20 protein-coding genes are annotated in these 14733 nt (G+C 59.9%); 12 read left to right on the plus strand and 8 right to left on the minus strand.

The window, feature by feature from the left end; genetic code table 11:
• A complete protein-coding gene (gene pdxH / locus PKC81_RS07335; protein ID WP_324334597.1) occupies positions 1 to 597 on the minus strand; it encodes a pyridoxamine 5'-phosphate oxidase in 597 nt (198 codons plus the stop codon).
• A 47-nt stretch (positions 598 to 644) separates the two neighbouring features.
• Between pdxH and PKC81_RS07340 the strand changes: the two genes are divergently transcribed.
• From PKC81_RS07340 to PKC81_RS07375, 8 genes are all read left to right on the plus strand, one after another.
• A complete protein-coding gene (locus tag PKC81_RS07340) occupies positions 645 to 1109 on the plus strand; it encodes an ABA4-like family protein (protein WP_324334599.1) in 465 nt (154 codons plus the stop codon).
• 55 nt (positions 1110 to 1164) lie between these two features.
• On the plus strand, positions 1165 to 2088 hold the full coding sequence (locus tag PKC81_RS07345) for a DnaJ C-terminal domain-containing protein (RefSeq protein ID WP_324334601.1): 924 nt from the start codon (positions 1165 to 1167) through the stop codon (positions 2086 to 2088).
• On the plus strand, positions 2078 to 3055 hold the full coding sequence (locus PKC81_RS07350) for a YihY/virulence factor BrkB family protein (RefSeq protein WP_324334603.1): 978 nt from the start codon (positions 2078 to 2080) through the stop codon (positions 3053 to 3055). Before PKC81_RS07345 ends, PKC81_RS07350 begins: the two co-directional genes overlap by 11 nt.
• Entirely contained in the window at positions 3052 to 3879 is an 828-nt protein-coding gene (gene fabI, locus PKC81_RS07355; protein ID WP_324334605.1) for an enoyl-ACP reductase FabI, read from the plus strand. Before PKC81_RS07350 ends, fabI begins: the two co-directional genes overlap by 4 nt.
• A 20-nt stretch (positions 3880 to 3899) precedes the next feature.
• Entirely contained in the window at positions 3900 to 4226 is a 327-nt protein-coding gene (locus tag PKC81_RS07360) for a hypothetical protein (protein ID WP_324334607.1), read from the plus strand.
• Positions 4223 to 4741: an N-acetyltransferase gene (locus PKC81_RS07365; protein ID WP_324334609.1), complete on the plus strand. Its 519-nt coding sequence runs from the start codon at positions 4223 to 4225 to the stop codon at positions 4739 to 4741. The genes PKC81_RS07360 and PKC81_RS07365 overlap by 4 nt, the downstream gene beginning before the upstream one ends.
• A 1-nt stretch (position 4742) precedes the next feature.
• Complete coding sequence (gene aroC / locus PKC81_RS07370) at positions 4743 to 5810, plus strand: chorismate synthase (RefSeq protein WP_324334612.1); 1068 nt, start codon at positions 4743 to 4745, stop codon at positions 5808 to 5810.
• Positions 5811 to 5911: 101 nt separating this feature from the next.
• The gene (locus PKC81_RS07375; RefSeq protein ID WP_324334614.1) at positions 5912 to 6274 is read left to right on the plus strand and encodes a septal ring lytic transglycosylase RlpA family protein; all 363 of its coding nucleotides are present in this window, start codon (positions 5912 to 5914) and stop codon (positions 6272 to 6274) included.
• Between the two features lie 9 nt (positions 6275 to 6283).
• Here the strand turns inward: PKC81_RS07375 and PKC81_RS07380 are convergent, their stop codons facing one another.
• The 7 genes from PKC81_RS07380 to PKC81_RS07410 all read right to left on the minus strand — a co-directional run bounded on the left by PKC81_RS07380 (position 6284) and on the right by PKC81_RS07410 (position 12595).
• On the minus strand, positions 6284 to 7672 hold the full coding sequence (locus PKC81_RS07380) for a hypothetical protein (protein WP_324334616.1): 1389 nt from the start codon (positions 7670 to 7672) through the stop codon (positions 6284 to 6286).
• A 101-nt stretch (positions 7673 to 7773) separates the two neighbouring features.
• On the minus strand, positions 7774 to 8511 hold the full coding sequence (locus tag PKC81_RS07385) for a FliA/WhiG family RNA polymerase sigma factor (RefSeq protein WP_324334618.1): 738 nt from the start codon (positions 8509 to 8511) through the stop codon (positions 7774 to 7776).
• A gap of 3 nt (positions 8512 to 8514) precedes the next feature.
• Positions 8515 to 10617, minus strand: a complete 2103-nt coding sequence (gene flhA / locus PKC81_RS07390; protein ID WP_324334620.1) for a flagellar biosynthesis protein FlhA — start codon at positions 10615 to 10617, stop codon at positions 8515 to 8517.
• A complete protein-coding gene (locus PKC81_RS07395; RefSeq protein ID WP_324334622.1) occupies positions 10614 to 11408 on the minus strand; it encodes a lytic transglycosylase domain-containing protein in 795 nt (264 codons plus the stop codon). The genes flhA and PKC81_RS07395 overlap by 4 nt, the downstream gene beginning before the upstream one ends.
• 64 nt (positions 11409 to 11472) lie before the next feature.
• A complete protein-coding gene (locus tag PKC81_RS07400) occupies positions 11473 to 11775 on the minus strand; it encodes a hypothetical protein (protein WP_324334624.1) in 303 nt (100 codons plus the stop codon).
• Positions 11772 to 12053, minus strand: coding sequence for a flagellar biosynthesis anti-sigma factor FlgM (flgM, locus tag PKC81_RS07405; protein ID WP_324334626.1), 282 nt, complete (start codon positions 12051 to 12053; stop codon positions 11772 to 11774). Before flgM ends, PKC81_RS07400 begins: the two co-directional genes overlap by 4 nt.
• A gap of 89 nt (positions 12054 to 12142) precedes the next feature.
• The gene (locus tag PKC81_RS07410) at positions 12143 to 12595 is read right to left on the minus strand and encodes a flagella basal body P-ring formation protein FlgA (RefSeq protein WP_324334628.1); all 453 of its coding nucleotides are present in this window, start codon (positions 12593 to 12595) and stop codon (positions 12143 to 12145) included.
• 246 nt (positions 12596 to 12841) lie between these two features.
• Here PKC81_RS07410 and PKC81_RS07415 point away from each other — a divergent pair, with 246 nt between their 5' ends.
• The 4 genes from PKC81_RS07415 to PKC81_RS07430 are packed head-to-tail and all read left to right on the plus strand — an operon-like array spanning position 12842 to position 14723.
• The gene (locus tag PKC81_RS07415) at positions 12842 to 13180 is read left to right on the plus strand and encodes a flagellar basal body protein (protein WP_324334629.1); all 339 of its coding nucleotides are present in this window, start codon (positions 12842 to 12844) and stop codon (positions 13178 to 13180) included.
• A 2-nt stretch (positions 13181 to 13182) separates the two neighbouring features.
• Positions 13183 to 13587, plus strand: a complete 405-nt coding sequence (flgC, locus tag PKC81_RS07420; RefSeq protein ID WP_324334631.1) for a flagellar basal body rod protein FlgC — start codon at positions 13183 to 13185, stop codon at positions 13585 to 13587.
• Positions 13584 to 13880, plus strand: coding sequence for a flagellar hook capping FlgD N-terminal domain-containing protein (locus PKC81_RS07425; protein ID WP_324334633.1), 297 nt, complete (start codon positions 13584 to 13586; stop codon positions 13878 to 13880). The genes flgC and PKC81_RS07425 overlap by 4 nt, the downstream gene beginning before the upstream one ends.
• A gap of 15 nt (positions 13881 to 13895) precedes the next feature.
• Positions 13896 to 14723, plus strand: coding sequence for a flagellar hook-basal body complex protein (locus tag PKC81_RS07430; RefSeq protein WP_324334635.1), 828 nt, complete (start codon positions 13896 to 13898; stop codon positions 14721 to 14723).
• The last annotated feature ends 10 nt before the right edge of the window (positions 14724 to 14733 follow it).

The following is a 14733-nucleotide window of genomic DNA, read 5'->3' on the forward strand; positions in this document are numbered from 1 at the left end:
TCAGGGGTACAGCATCTGCGTGCGCCAGCCATCGCCTTCGCCTTCGAACACCCAGCGTTCGTGGAGGCGGAATTCGCGATCCTGCCAAAATTCGATGCGGGTTGGGCTAACGATATTCCCGGTCCAGTGCGGCGGGCGGGGCACATCCCGCCCTTCGAAGCGCGCTTTGACCTCGGCAAAACGCGCCTCGAATGTAGCGCGGCTATCTAGCGGACGGGATTGGTCGGACGCCCATGCACCCAATTGGGAATCGCGTGCGCGGCTCGCGAAATAGGCGTCCGCCGTCGCATCACTGACTTGCGTTATCGGGCCTTCGATACGGATCTGGCGGCGGAGAGACTTCCAATGGAACAGCAAGGCGACATGGGGGTTTGCGGCCAGTTCGCCACCCTTGCGGCTTTCAAGGTTGGTGTAGAAAATGAACCCGCCTTTGCCGTCCGCATCAGGGCCATGGCCTTTGAGCAAGACCATCCGCACCGAAGGATGACCATTCGCATCCGCTGTCGCCAGGGCCATGGCATTGCCGTCATTGAGTTCGCTTTCGCGTGCCTCTTTGAACCAGCTATCGAAAATTACGTAGGGATCTTGGCTTTCCATATCGCCCCGATAGGCTAGACTGCGCCTGCAAGGAAGGGGGGACTGCCATGCAAATGCCGTGGGAGACAATTTTTGAGGTCACCAACATCTATGCGATGGTGTGCTGGCTGATACTGCTGTTGGCACCGAAGCGCGAACAGGTGTTGCCAATGCTGTTCATGGCAGGTTGCGGGCTGCTGGCCGCGACCTACACGGTGCTCATAGTCGGGCTGATGAGCGGGACGCTTGATGCCGCAGGGCCGCGTTCGCAGGATTTCTCCTCGCTCGCGGGCGTGATGGGCCTTTTCGACAGCAAAGGCGGCGCAACAATCGGTTGGATCCATTATCTCGCCTTCGACCTGTTCGTCGGCATCTGGGCCGCGCGTAACGCCGACAGGCGAGGCATAGCACGCTGGATGCAGATCCCGGTTCTGCCGTTCATCTTCCTGCTTGGCCCATTAGGGCTGGTTCTTTATCTGGCCTTGCGCACATTTGCCGGAAAAAGCGTTGAAAATGCTGTAGCGCCGAGTTGACTCGCGGCGCTGTAATGCCAATCTAATACAGAGAGCTTGAACAACAGGGACCAGAATGGCCGATCCATATTCCATATTGGGCGTTTCAAAGGGCGCAGACGAGAAGGCGATCAAGAGCGCCTATCGCAAGCTTGCCAAGGAACTGCACCCCGACAGGAACCAGGATAATCCCAAGGCAGCCGAGCGCTTTGCCGAAATTACCCACGCCTATGACCTGCTCTCTGATCCGCAAAAGCGCGGTCAATTTGATCGCGGCGAAATCGATGAGAACGGCCAGCCGCGCTCGCCTTTCGGTGCAGGCTTTGGCGGTGGCAGCCCGTTCAGCGGTGGCGCGCGACCCGGACAGGGCGGTTTTGAATTTGGCGGTGGCATCGACCTTGGCGATATTTTTGATGGCCTCTTCGGCGGAGGCGCGGGTGCCCGGCCGGGTGGCCCAAGGCCCCAACCGGGACCGCCGCCCAAGGGCGCGAACATTGCCTACGAACATCTCGTCGCCTTTACCGATGCAGCCAAGCTGGAACCCCAGCGGATCACGCTTCGCGACGGCAAGACGGTTGAGTTCAAACTTCCTGCGGGAGCCGTCAGCGGCCAACAGATCCGTATTCCAGGCAAAGGCCAACCCGGCCCGGGCGGCAATGGTGACGCCATGGTCACGCTGAAAATCGGCAAGCACCCCTTTTACGAGCGTGACGGAGACAATATCCGCCTAGAACTGCCGATCAGCCTGAAAGAGGCGATCAAAGGTGCAAAGGTAAAGGTGCCAACCATCGACGGCGCCGTGATGCTAAGCGTGCCTGCTGGCGCACAATCGGGCACCACGATGCGCATCAAGGGCAGAGGTTTTGCGAAAAAGGGCGGAGAGCGCGGCGATCAGTTGGTGACGCTGCACATCCGCTTGCCTGCCGACACGGCAGCGCTCGCAGCCTTGGCCGAAGCTCTGCCCGACGATCCGAACATCCGTTCCGACCTTGGTCTCTGAACACTCCCCTCTCTCGCCCGAGGCACGCGCGCACGATCCGCGCCCACATCCGGAGAGCGAGGATCAGTGGTTCCATCATCTTGACCCCTGGCATCAAGCCAAGGAAGTGGTCCGCCGCGTTGTCGTCGGCGTCTATAGTGACGGCTTCGTCCATGCCGGGAATTTCGCCTATCTGTCGATTGTTGCCCTGTTTGCATTCTGTATCGTCGCCGCCGCCATCGCTGGCAGTTTAGGACAAACCGAATCCGGGCTCGCCCTGATCGATGCCTTTTTCGAAACCGTCCCCAAAAGCGTCGAGGCCGCACTTGCCGAACCTGTGCATGCAGCCATGTCGGCGCGATCAGGACCAATTTTATGGTTGAGCGCGGTTGTCAGCCTGTGGACCACGACCAGCCTCATTGAAACAATCCGCGACGTTCTACACCGCGCTTACGGGACCCAGCCAGAGCGCTGGTTCTGGCAATACCGCCTCGGTAGCTTTGTCGTGATCGTTGCTGCGGTCATTCTGGCGATGATGGCCTTTTCCGCGCAGGTGCTGGTAGTTACCATCGAAGATCTTGTCTATCGCTTCATCCCTGCGGCCGAACGTACAGCGGATTATTTCGCCTGGGGCCGGATCATCCCCTTCGCCATTCTCTTCCTCGCCATTTACACCATCTATCGTGGCCTCGCGCCGCGCAAATATCGCGGGCGGCTTTACCCCAAATGGCCCGGCGCGGTGCTGGTCAGCGGATGGTGGGTCGGCTGCACGATGGTGCTACCCTGGTTCGTATCCTCGATCACCAACTACGATCTGACTTATGGCAGCCTCGCGGGGGTGATGATCGCGCTGATTTTCTTCTATCTTGTCGGCCTCGGCATGGTCACCGGTGCACAATTGAACGCCGCTCTGGCCAACGCCACCGAAAATGGCCTAAAGGATAGCCGGGGATCAGGAAAAGACAATCAGGAGTTCATCCAGACATGACCGGTTTGATGGCAGGAAAGCGCGGCCTCATCATGGGCCTCGCCAATGACAAGTCGCTTGCATGGGGCATTGCGCAGCGGCTGAAGGCCGAAGGTGCGGAGCTGGCAATCAGCTATCAGGGCGAAGTGATGGAAAAGCGCGTCCGTCCGCTTGCCGAGCAATTGGGCTGCGATTTCCTGATCGATTGCGATGTTTCGGACATGGCCAATCTTGATGCGGCGTTTGAGAAACTGGCGGCACGCTGGCCGACGATCGATTTTGTCGTCCACGCCATCGGCTTCACGAACAAGGATGCCCTTCGCGGCAAATATTTCGATGTCTCGCTCGACGACTTCCTGATGACGATGAATATCAGCGTCTACAGCTTCACCGCTGTCGCCAAGCGTGCTGCTGCGATGATGGTTCCCTTCGATCCCGAAACCGGCAAGGGCGGCGGATCGATGCTGACGCTCAGCTATTATGGCGCTGAAAAGGTGGTTCCGCATTATAATGTCATGGGCGTTGCCAAGGCAGCGCTCGAAGCCAGTGTGAAATATCTCGCCAACGACGTCGGCCCCGATGGTATCCGCGTCAATGCAATTTCGGCGGGGCCGATCAAGACGCTGGCAGCTTCGGGCATCGGCGATTTCCGTTATATCCTCAAATGGAACGAACTGAATTCTCCGCTGCGTCGCAATGTCACGATCGACGATGTCGGCGCGTCGGCGCTCTATTTCCTGTCCGACCTGGCAGCGGGTGTCACCGGCGAAACGCACCATGTCGATGCGGGCTATCATACGGTAGGGATGAAGCAGGAGGATGCTCCTGATATAGCATTAGGTTGAGCGCAAATTGGAGGGCGAGTATGTTCGAAGGGCATAGCAACGAACTGGTTCTCCTCCTTGCCGGTGCGACTATCATTGTCGGCCTGTTTGGCTACCTGCATGCAAAGCGTTTCTGGGAAGGCCTGCCGCCAGTGCTTGATGGCTTTGTGTCGGCGGCGGGTTTCCTGTTCGTGGTTGCCGCCTTTGTTTTCGGCGGGCGCTTTGGCGGAGCTTACAATCACCCGCATGCCGGACGGGTGCTTGCGGTCGCCGCAGCCGTCATCATCTACCGAGCCTTGCGCACCTGGATCGGCAAGGAGCAGGTCAAGTATCGAAAGGTCAGGGTGAAGCCATCCGACGACGCATGATCATCCGCCCGATCGGACCCGCCGATTTTGATGTAGTCGATGCCGTCCACCGTGCCGCCTTTGCCAGCACCGCATTCGGCCATCAGGGCGAAGCCGATCTGGTCCGCACGGTCCATGCCGATGGCGATGCGCTGGTGTCGCTGGTTGCCGAAGCGGACGGCCAGATTATCGGCCATGCACTGTTCAGCCGGATGGAGGTTGAAGCCGATGGTGTGGTTCTGAAAGGTGCCGGGCTTGCCCCTGTAGGCGTGCTGCCCGAACTGCACAGCGGAGGTGTCGGATCGGCTTTGATCTGGCGCGGCCTTGAGATGTTGCAAACCAAAGACATCCAGATCAGCTTCGTCCTCGGCCATCCCGACTATTATCCGCGCTTCGGCTATAGCGCCGCAACTGCCCGCCCCTTCGCCTCCCCCTTTGCCGGCCCGCATTTCATGGCGCTTTTGCTGGACAAAAGCGTGCGACTTCCCGAAAGCGGCCGCGCACGCTATGCACCGGCTTTCGGGCCCGAGAGGTAAGATGAGTTTCAACACATTCGGCCATGTTTTCCGTTTCACCACCTGGGGCGAAAGCCACGGGCCGGCGCTGGGTGCGGTGGTCGATGGTTGCCCGCCGGGAATTGCGCTGTCCGAAGCCGATATCCAGCCCTTCCTCGACAAGCGGCGCCCCGGCACCAGCAAATTCACCACGCAGCGACAGGAGCCCGATCAGGTTCGCATCCTTTCCGGAATCTTCGAGGGCCGCACCACCGGCACGCCAATCAGCTTGATGATCGAAAATGTCGATCAGCGGTCGAAGGATTATTCCGAAGTCGCCAAGGCCTATCGCCCCGGACATGCCGATTACAGCTATGACGCCAAATATGGCTTTCGCGACTATCGCGGCGGCGGGCGGAGTTCGGCGCGCGAAACCGCCGCGCGGGTGGCGGCGGGGGCAGTGGCGCGCGCAGTCATCCCCGAGGTTGAAATCCTCGCCTATGTCGTCGAGATTGGTGGCGATGCGATTGATCGCGGCAATTTCGAGAAAAGCCAAATCGACAAAAACCCCTTCTGGTGCCCCGATGAGGCTGCGGCCGGACGGTGGGAGAAGATGGTCGACGAGGCACGCAAGGCGGGATCTTCGCTCGGCGCAGTCGTCGAATGTGTCGCGACCGGCGTCCCGCCCGGCTGGGGCGCTCCACTCTATGCCAAGCTCGACAGTGAGCTAGCCTCGGCGATGATGGGCATCAACGCGGTCAAGGCAGTGGAAATCGGTGCAGGCTTCGAAGCCGCACGTTTTCGCGGCGAGCAAAATGCCGATCCGATGCGCCCCGGAACCAACCAGCCGGTCTTCCTTGCCAATAATGCGGGCGGCATTGCGGGCGGAATTTCAACTGGCCAGGCGGTGGTGTGCCGCGTCGGCTTCAAACCGACCAGCTCGATCCTCACCCCTGTCGACACCGTGACCCGCGAGGGCGAGGCAACCGAGATCGTCACCAAGGGCCGACATGACCCCTGCGTGGGTATCCGCGGGACGCCGGTTGTCGAAGCGATGATGGCGCTGGTGCTGGCGGACCAGAAGCTGCTCCACCGCGCGCAGTGCGGCTAGACCGGTCGTCGCGCAAAAATCTCTCAATATCGCGCAGTGATAGACACGCGATTTCAGCCGTTTCAAACTTGCACGAACATCTGACAGTCGCAGGGGCGGGAATGAAAACGGTATTTTTCAGCGCACTGTTGCTCGCTGCCCCATTTGCGGCCCAAGCCACCGCCGATGCTGATCTGGGCAGCGGCCATGCCAGCTATTATGGCAATGAACTAGCCGGACGCCGCACCGCCAGTGGAGAGATGTTCAACCCGTCTGATTATACCGCTGCGCACCGGACGGTTGCTTTTGGCACGCGTGTGAAGGTAACGCATCTGGGCAATGGCCGCGAAGTCATCGTACGCGTCAATGATCGCGGACCGTGGGGACGAGGCCGGATTATCGACCTGTCCTATGCTGCCGCCAAGGAACTGGGCATGCACCGCAGCGGCACTGCCCAAGTCAAATTGACGATGGTTCGCGATTGACCCGACCGGTCAGATAACGGTTTTTGCAAGCACCTTGTCGGTAAGACCGGCATCTTCCATCGAACCGACGATCGCCACATGCCCGTTTGCATCCCGTCGCGCGACCAGAACTACAAACTCGTCATTCCCATGTGCAAATTCGATGAGATCGCGGGCTCGTGCGGCGCGCAAGCGCGGACGTGGATCGAGCTCGACAGGTTTGACATGCTCGCCCTTTTGGACCTTGCGAGCGCGCCGTTCGGCCTGGACAATGCCTTTGAGACCGCCGTCATGCTTTGACAGCAGATCGGCAAATTGGCCGGCCGTTACACTGTTGCGATGCGCATAATCGAGCGCCGCAGCAAATTCGGTCAGGCGAGTCTTGTCATAGCCCGCGCCGAAAATCAGCTTCACGATCGGCGTCATCGGCGCACGTTCCTGCACCGTTATGCCGTTGTCAGCGAGCATTTCTGCATAGTCCGCCGGATAGCGTTCCGCCGCCAACGAGAAATCATAGGCACGACCAATCGCGCGATAGAGCGTATCGCGACTGCGCGCATCGGCATCGCGCGCGATATCGGCACTGTCACGCGCGACCTGCAACCAGTCAGCAAGGCTGGAGCCTTCGTCCGGTTCGACTTCTTCAATCAGCGCGGGGGCATATGCGGCATCTGCGAAGCTGGCGTCGAGGACAAGCTCGTCCTCATTCTGAGGCTCTTCCAGAGAGGTATCAATGTCCGCGTCGGTTGCTGCCGGACCGTCAGCCCATACCGGCACATGATCCTTGCGAACGGGCACCGCAGCCAGCGCGGCTTCCACTTCAGCCGCCAGCGGTGCAGCGATCTCCGCCGGCGCACCCTCTTTCCAGTTGATGACACCATAGATGAAATCGATCGTGTCATCGTCCGACGAGTAAGGCAGCAAGATGCCGCGATACATGATGTTCACGCCGCGCTCGTTCACAAACTCGGCTTCAAAACCGATCGGTGCGCGGTTGGCGATAATCTGCAAATAATGGTCGGTAATGCGGGAGAGCAATGAGCGTGGCGGGACCTGATCAAGATAGGTAATATCGTCGGTTAGCCCGCATTCGTTACGCAGCGCTTCGCCCAGATATTGGATCGAAGGGTTTTCTACGCCCGAGGTAAAGTCGAGCAGTACTGAAAAGTCCCGGAAATCCTCGACATTTTCGGGCTCAAGTTCTTCGATATTGGGATAGTTGCCCTCACCCAAATGTGACGTCCAGAAATTATAGGCGCGCACCTGCATGCGGCGTTCGTCACCAGATATAACTGGCGGCGGCTCGATTGCGGCGTCTTCCTGCTCTTCAAAACTGGCATAAGACGGCGCATCGGAATCATAATGGCCATAGCCTTCCTGGCTATCTCCAAAAGGCCCAAATCCGCGCAAATTGTCCATATACTGGTCCTAAAATCAGGCTTGTGCCCGTTGCTTCCCGCTCCTCTATGCGCCGAGATGGTTAATATGCCGTTAGCGGCGTTACACGGCGAAACAACGTTTCAGATAAGGTCTGAAAGTGTGATCCGGAGCTGCGCAAGCGCGGCTTTTTTGATTTGGCAAACTCTCGGCGCTCCAATTCCCAAGACAGCACCAATTTCGTGCAGGTTCATTTCCTCAACAAAGAAAAGCTGCAGCACCATGGCCTCGCGCTCGGGCAATTCGGAAAGCTGTTGTGCAAGCAAAGCGCTCAGTTGCTCACGCTCCAATCGCAAATCAGTCGCTTCAGCTGAATCACTAAACAAGGGGTCCAGGTCGCTATAGTGATCATCTATGCTGGCTTGCTCAATAGGCTGGCTTCCGGTTTCAAGGTCAAGATATGCCGACAGAGACAGTCCCATGGCTTCGGCCATTTCGATACTGTCGGGGGTACGCAGGAAAGTTTGTTCAAGCCTCGTGCGGGTATCCGCAATCTTTCGACGGCTTGCCATCGCTGTGCGGCTCATCTTTGCCTCGCGCCGCAACTGGTCGATCATCGCCCCGCGTACACGCATCGAGGCATAAGTGGCAAAGGCATGGCCGCGATCTTCATAGCTGCGCGCAGCCTCAATCAAGGCGATCAGGCCGATCTGTATCAGGTCTTCCAGTTCCGCAGATGCCGAGACGCGCGAATGCACGTGCCAGGCGATGCGACGCACCATCGCGCCATGGCTGGCAATCAGTTCTTCAGCCCGGTTGCTGGCATAGCCGATTTGCGCACTGTCGCGCCGACCGAATTTTTCGGGAGGTATATGCAACATCGATCATTGGTCCTTTTCAGTCTGGTCCGGATGGGGAAGCGCGGGCTCTTCGTGCCGACCACCGACGGTGGCGATGATTTCGACCGCCTTTGCGTCAGGGATTTCGAGGAAGGAGAGCACCGCAACGTCGGTGAATTGCGTCCGCAAAAGCCGCGCCAACGCAGGGCGGCAAAGCGGCGAGACAATGACGGCAAAAGCGCGCGCAGCCAGCAGCAGCGGCTCCACTGCCTCGCCAATCGCGGCCACGATCTTGCGCGCCAAATCGGGCTCGATCGGCCAGGCAGCATCGGGTGCGGCGCGAACCGACTGGTTGAGCAATGCTTCCAGTTCAGGGTCGACGGTTACCGCAGGCAGTGGCATCTGCGCGGGAACAATGGTCTGCACAATCAGCCCGCCCAGTTGCCGCCGCACCGCCTCGACAAGTTCGGGGACCGGCATGTCGGGCCGACCGGCCGATATCATCGCGGAAGCCAGCGCGCGGAAATCCCGCAAAGGTACGCGTTCGGAAAGCAAGGAGCGGCAGAGTGCAGAAATCGTCGCAAGCGGATAAGGCTGCGGTGTAAGGCCCTGCGCCAGTTGCGGATAGCCGGACTTCAACGTGCCAACCAGCGCCTGCGCCTCGTCGAGGCCGAAGAGGTCGGCTGCCGACCGCGCGAGCAGCTGGTTGAGATGCGTTGCGATCACCGTTGCCGGATCCACGACGGTATAACCATTGGCGATGGCATCGACCTGCCGCTCCGCTGCGATCCAAAGCGCATCGAGGCCGAAGCTGGGGTCTTTGCAGGCGCGCCCCGGAATCGGCTCCAGCGTATCCCCGGCGGCAAGGGCGAGCAGTTCATTGGGCCAGACCTGACCATTCCCGACCACGACGCCGCCAATCCGTATCCGATAGCTGTTCCCGTCGAGCGCAAGATCGTCGGACACCTTGACCGGGGGCAGGACGAAGCCGAGTTCACGCGAAAGCTGGCGACGTACCGCGGTGATCCGTGCCATCAGCGGAGCGCGTTTCCGCTCGTCCACCAGCCCGACCAGCGCATAGCCAAGTTCCAGCGAAACCGGCGCCGTATCGCAGACATCCTCCCATGCGATTTCATGCGGTTCCGGCGTTGCTGCAATTTTTGGCGGTGCGGCCTGAGCGTGCAGTTCGCGGCGGCGCAAGAGCCAGCATATCCCGCCGGCAATCGCCGCAGTCGGCAGCACGACAGACTGCGGCATGGCCGGAATCAAGCCGAGGAGGCCCAGTATCGCCGCGACCGGTGCCCAGGCTCGCCACTGGCCGAACTGGCTGCCAATCTGGCCGCTGAGATCGAACGGTGATGCAACGCGGGTGACGATCGCGGCGGCGGCGATCGACAGCAGCAACGCCGGGATTTGCGCAACCAGTGCGTCACCGATTGCCAGCGCAATATAAGTCCGCGCCGCTTCGCCGAGCGAAAGATCATGGCTGATGACGCCAAGTATAAGGCCGCCGATTATGTTGACGAACAGGATCAGCAGGCCTGCGACTGCATCGCCCTTCACGAATTTGGACGCACCATCCATCGATCCGTAAAAGTCGGCCTCGGTCGCAACCTCCTGCCGCCGTGCTTTGGCCTCGTCTGGGGAAAGCAACCCGGCGTTGAGATCAGCGTCGATCGCCATCTGCTTGCCGGGAAGCGCATCGAGCGTGAAGCGCGCCGAAACCTCCGACACGCGGCCCGCGCCTTTGGTGATCACAACAAGATTGATGATCATCAGCACAGCGAAAACGAACAGCCCGACGACATAATCGCCGCCGATCAGGAATGCCCCGAAGGCCTCGATCACATGCCCCGCCGCCGCCGCGCCCTGATGGCCGTCAACGAGCACGACGCGGGTCGAGGCGACGTTGAGTGCGAGGCGGAATAGCGTTGCCAGCAACAGCACAGTTGGGAAGGCCGAGAAGTCGAGCGGTTTGGCCGCCGACAGCGCGACCATCAACACAGCGAGACTGATCATGATATTGGTGATGAAACCGATGTCGAGCAGCAGCGCCGGAACAGGCACCACCATCAACAGCACCAGCGCAAGGATGGCGGCAGGCAAGGCCGCGCCAGTCGCGAGCGATTTCCAGAGCGGCTGGTTCATGTGCCCGCGCCCCGCATCGCTGCCAGCTTGCGATAGGCTTCGCGGGCGAAATCGAGCGATAGGCTTTTGGGCATGGGGTCGATGCTGCGGAGCGGGGGCGGAGTGTACGCGGGTGCGATTGATGCCACCGCATGGCTACGCAAAACTCTTTGGGTGCTGGCTAGGGTAACGCCATTGCCATCAAGCTTTTGGGCAAAGGAGCGACGGATTTCGTCGAGCGAACGCGCGCCCCCATTGGCGTCAAAGAATATCGATCGGTTTGCCGCCGCTGCTTTTGCGAAAAGCGGCGCTGCAGCTTGATCAGGGTTTGCCGCCCAAGCTTTCAGGAAATCGCTCGCCCCTGCAGCTCCCAGAAAGTGCGCGAGATAGAGATCGACCGGTTCGGGCGCGCGGCCGAGTGTATCTGCAAGATGCGCATGATTGTCACTGGCGAGTTCGCCTGCCATCACCGCCGCAGCATCGGGGTCGGAGCGGAGGCCCAGGACGGCCTGGCGCAGCCCGGCATCGGCAACCTTGTATGTCCCGCGTCCACCAGGCTCGATAGCTTCGGCTGCCCAGCCATAACCATGCGCTGCACCATGGCGTTTCAGGGTGGCAAGCCAGGTTTGGGTGGTGAACTGGTACAGGCCAGTCGCGCTGGACGTCGCGGCACGGGCATCAGCGCGAAAGCCGCTCTCGATGCGCGCCTGATCGAGCATATAGTCGAAATCTACTCCCGTGCGATGTGAGGCACGTTTAATTGCGCGCAACACGGGCGTTGAAATCGCGGATGTCGGGCTGGTCTGGTCCATGCGGTTGCTACAGCAATGGCCGTGCCATTTTGCGGAAATGGCCAACTAAGCATATATATTACAGCTATTTATACCTGCTTTGATGCGCCCGTTGTCCGCGTAGATCGGCCAAGCGGTCAATTTTCTGACGCGTCCAGTGCGCCATCAGGTTGATCCGGATCGCAGCTGCCTGGTTCTGGCGCAGGGCGACGCGCAGCCGTTCGGCCGCCAATGGATCGGCGGGCCAATTATCGACATATCGGAGTTTTGAAACCGCCGCCGCCAGCGCCTCGCTCGCACGAACAATGGCGCCAGCGTCCTGTGTATCAATCGCGGTGATCAGGTCGGTCTGGCAATCGAGGACAGCCTCGATGCTCTCGGCGCTCATGCCCTTGTCCAGCCGAAATGGTCGATCATGGCACCGGTAATCATTTGGACATCGACTCGATAGTCGCCTGAAGCGATTGCCTGCCTGAGCTGTGCGATCCGGGCGTGGTCCACCGGCGGCGGCTGCAGCGCCAAATCATGGACAAGTGCGGTCAGCTTCGCAACCGGAACCGGTGGCGCGGCATCTGTTCTATCCCGCTGCGCCAACTGTGTAGCTGCCGATTTCGCGACAGACTGGCTGGCACGGAGCGGGTTGAAACCAATGGGCTGCGTCATCATCCTTACCCCACAATGCGCCGTCAATTGTCCAACGGCTTCACAAGAGGCAATAACGGCGATCGGCACCAGAGATTTAGAAAGGGCAGGCCCTAATCAATGATCTGCGCTTTGCCGTTGCCCGCGACGGTTGCGGCCATCAGACGGTTGGAACCGACGAATTTGACGCGCACAATGTCACCGAGCCGCCCTGCTTCTGTCGCGACCGCTTGATACTGGACAGTAAAGTCATCGCCGATAATCGCCACCTGCACGCTCTCCCCGCGGTGCACCAACACGGGTTGTGTTGGGGCTGCGTCGCTATTTCCGGAAGCAAGCGGAACACTTAGCCGCCATCCGCGCGACGGACAGGCAATTTCCAGCGTCGATTTGGCGGCGGGCTCAATCGTCGGCGACACCGGACAGCGCATGAGCCGCAGGCGCCGGTCCAGCGGCGCTACGCTTCCATCGCTCGCCTTGGCCAATCGCGCATCCAGCGCGTCAAGGTCCTCAAGCACCGGCTGGGTCGCGAGCAAAAGGGGCAGCATCGTAATCAAAATGGGCATGAAAATGGTCCTTTCCTGATCAGCCTTTCCCACAGCAACGCCCGTGCCATCTTGCGTTGGCCGTCGGATTATTGAGCAATGGAGCCGGGCCGTGAGGATGGCTGTCGGAATTCTGGCAGGTGCCAATCTGATTGCGGCCATACGGCACTTACCATCTGAATTCACGTCGCATTTCTACAAATGGCACGGCCATTGCTCTTCTTTCGCCGAGGCCCGCTTTGGGTAAGCAACCGAAAGGAATGCGCAATGGCAACGGCAGATATCTTTGGTATCCATGCGACGGCGCTGCACCTGCGCAGCCAGCGCATGGCAATGCTCGCCTCGAACATCGCCAATGCCGCAACGCCCAATTACAAGGCGCGGGATATTGATTTTTCAAAGGCGCTGGCGCTGGCCGAACAAGGCCAGTCGACAGAAAGCGCCATTGCCTATCGCGTTCCGCTTCAGCCGTCGCTCGATGGCAACACTGTCGAAATGGCGACCGAGCAGACCGCTTTCGCAGAAAACGCCATCGCCTATCGATCAAGCCTTGCCTTCCTCAATGGCCGCATCGGCACACTGTCGCGCGCGCTGAAGGGAGAATGAAGATGGCCAACACTCTTTCAATTTTCGACATCAGCGGCCGCGCCATGGCGGCGCAGCTGGTACGGCTGAACACCACTGCCTCCAACCTGGCCAATGCCGGATCGGTATCGGGTAGCGAAGCGAGCGCCTATCGCGCAATGAAACCTGTCTTCCGCACGATTATGGGCGAAGCCGGCACCGCAACTGTTGTGGTGGACCAAGTGACCCAAGCGACCACCGCACCCACCAAACGCCACGCCCCGTCGCACCCGCTTGCCGACAAGGACGGCAATGTCTGGGAGGCTGCGGTCGATAATGCGGCGGAGCTCGTCGAGATGGTCGAAACCGCGCGCCACTATCAAAACAATGTGCAGGTGCTTTCGACCGCAAAGGGCCTGATTTCCGAAACCCTCAGACTGGGACAATGACGATGACCGCAATCCAGCCAACCAACGCCCGCAACATGCCGGTAATGCCCAAGGGCACGGCCGAAAAGAAACTTGGGCAGAGTGATTTTCTGCAGCTGATGACCACCCAGCTCAAGCATCAGGATCCGTTCGATCCGGTCGATAACCAGGCAATGGTCGCGCAAATGGCGCAATTTTCAAGCGTCGCCGGAATTTCAGAGATGAGCACTTCGCTCAAATCGATCGCCGACCAGATCAAGGTGCAGACCCAATTGCTGACCGACATTCGCGCGGCAACGTTGCCCGCCGCCTGACAAGGAGAATAGCCCATGTCTTTCTACACGTCCCTATCCGGCCTGAAGGCCGCGCAAACCGACCTTTCGGTAACCTCGAACAACCTTGCCAATGTCGGATCGACCGGCTTCAAGAAGAGCCGCGCACAATTTGGTGACCTGTTCGCTAGTGCGCCAACGCAAACCACGAAGATGGTTGCCGGACAAGGCGCACGCCTCAACGCAGTCGTCCAGCAGTTCAAACAAGGGACACTGGAAGGAACCGACCGGACGCTCGACCTGGCCATCGCCGGGGAAGGCTTTTTTGTAACCCAAGGTGATCCCCCACGGGCAGCGGTTACCTATACGCGCAACGGCGCCTTTCAGGTCACTCCCAGCCGTCAGGTGGTCGATACCATCGGCTCAACGCTGCAGCTGTTGCCCGTTGACGCATCCGGTAATGTCACCGGCAACACTTTGGCGGACGCGTTTGATTTCGTCTTGCCTGCCAATGCTCCGGGTAATCCCACGGTTGCGCTGGCCAATGTCTCGATCGGGATCGACGGGCTGGTGACGGCCACTTATGCCGATGGTTCGGATGAAGTGCTGGGCAAGATCGCAATGGCGAGCTTTACAGCGCAGGAGGGGCTACGCCCTGTAGGCGATGCGCATTGGCAATCGACCGGCGACAGCGGCCCGCCCGCCATCGACGCCGCCACCAACGGCCCGCTGGGCACGATCCGCTCGGGGGCGCTTGAACGCGCCAATGTCGATGTGACCGAAGAACTGGTCGCGCTGATTTCCGCGCAGCGCAATTTCCAGGCCAATGCCAAGGCAATCGAAACCGCGTCGAACATGACGCAGGCGATTGTCAGCATCCGGTAAGGGTGGGGCA

The organism is Sphingorhabdus sp., assembly GCF_035329025.1.
GTDB lineage: Bacteria > Pseudomonadota > Alphaproteobacteria > Sphingomonadales > Sphingomonadaceae > Sphingorhabdus_B.

Coding starts and splice junctions, on each gene's coding strand:
- PKC81_RS07340 (WP_324334599.1), top strand. CDS start 645: ATGCAAATGCCGTGGGAGACAATTTTTGAGGTCACCAACATCTATGCG.
- PKC81_RS07380 (WP_324334616.1), bottom strand. CDS start 7,672: ATGGACAATTTGCGCGGATTTGGGCCTTTTGGAGATAGCCAGGAAGGC.
- flgM (WP_324334626.1), bottom strand. CDS start 12,053: ATGATGACGCAGCCCATTGGTTTCAACCCGCTCCGTGCCAGCCAGTCT.
- pdxH (WP_324334597.1), bottom strand. CDS start 597: ATGGAAAGCCAAGATCCCTACGTAATTTTCGATAGCTGGTTCAAAGAG.
- PKC81_RS07430 (WP_324334635.1), top strand. CDS start 13,896: ATGTCTTTCTACACGTCCCTATCCGGCCTGAAGGCCGCGCAAACCGAC.
- aroC (WP_324334612.1), top strand. CDS start 4,743: ATGAGTTTCAACACATTCGGCCATGTTTTCCGTTTCACCACCTGGGGC.
- PKC81_RS07365 (WP_324334609.1), top strand. CDS start 4,223: ATGATCATCCGCCCGATCGGACCCGCCGATTTTGATGTAGTCGATGCC.
- PKC81_RS07385 (WP_324334618.1), bottom strand. CDS start 8,511: ATGTTGCATATACCTCCCGAAAAATTCGGTCGGCGCGACAGTGCGCAA.
- PKC81_RS07425 (WP_324334633.1), top strand. CDS start 13,584: ATGACGATGACCGCAATCCAGCCAACCAACGCCCGCAACATGCCGGTA.
- flgC (WP_324334631.1), top strand. CDS start 13,183: ATGGCCAACACTCTTTCAATTTTCGACATCAGCGGCCGCGCCATGGCG.
- PKC81_RS07395 (WP_324334622.1), bottom strand. CDS start 11,408: ATGGACCAGACCAGCCCGACATCCGCGATTTCAACGCCCGTGTTGCGC.
- PKC81_RS07375 (WP_324334614.1), top strand. CDS start 5,912: ATGAAAACGGTATTTTTCAGCGCACTGTTGCTCGCTGCCCCATTTGCG.
- PKC81_RS07345 (WP_324334601.1), top strand. CDS start 1,165: ATGGCCGATCCATATTCCATATTGGGCGTTTCAAAGGGCGCAGACGAG.
- fabI (WP_324334605.1), top strand. CDS start 3,052: ATGACCGGTTTGATGGCAGGAAAGCGCGGCCTCATCATGGGCCTCGCC.
- PKC81_RS07400 (WP_324334624.1), bottom strand. CDS start 11,775: ATGAGCGCCGAGAGCATCGAGGCTGTCCTCGATTGCCAGACCGACCTG.
- PKC81_RS07415 (WP_324334629.1), top strand. CDS start 12,842: ATGGCAACGGCAGATATCTTTGGTATCCATGCGACGGCGCTGCACCTG.
- PKC81_RS07360 (WP_324334607.1), top strand. CDS start 3,900: ATGTTCGAAGGGCATAGCAACGAACTGGTTCTCCTCCTTGCCGGTGCG.
- PKC81_RS07410 (WP_324334628.1), bottom strand. CDS start 12,595: ATGCCCATTTTGATTACGATGCTGCCCCTTTTGCTCGCGACCCAGCCG.
- flhA (WP_324334620.1), bottom strand. CDS start 10,617: ATGAACCAGCCGCTCTGGAAATCGCTCGCGACTGGCGCGGCCTTGCCT.